Genomic DNA, 454 nt, shown 5'->3' with positions numbered 1-454 from the left:
GCCGAGACGCGCACCATCCTGGTGGTGCACGGGTTCCGCGGCGACCACCACGGCCTGCTCCGGGTAGCCGACCAGCTGACGGACATGCGCCTGATCATGCCGGACCTGCCGGGCTTCGGCAGCTCGGCTGCCTTCGCAGGAACAGGGCACAGCGTTGCCGCCTCCTGCCAATTCGTTGAAGGCTTCATGGCCGCGCTGGGGCTGGGCGCGGACACGGTCCTGTTGGGGCATTCGTTCGGTTCGATCATTGCCAGCCATTTCGTGGCGGCCAGGCCCGGCGCCGTGGCCGAACTGATCCTGGTCAATCCCATCGCGGCGCCTGCCCTCGAAGGGCCCAAAGGCCTGATGACGAAGCTTGCGGTGCTCTACTACGAGGCCGCCGCACGCCTTCCCCAGCGGTTCGGGCTGGCCCTGCTGCGCAGCCAGGCGATCGTGCGGGTGATGAGCGTGACCA

General features: G+C 68.3%; 1 protein-coding gene. It reads left to right on the top strand.

The annotated features are described in order from the left end of the window. Window positions 1-454: alpha/beta fold hydrolase (locus C5Y44_RS13180; protein WP_146108510.1), on the top strand; the 454-nt coding region annotated here is incomplete at both ends.

It is taken from the genome of Corynebacterium sp. J010B-136, from assembly GCF_002967075.1.
GTDB lineage: Bacteria > Actinomycetota > Actinomycetes > Mycobacteriales > Mycobacteriaceae > Corynebacterium.
This window is presented reverse-complemented; position numbering and strand designations above follow the sequence as displayed.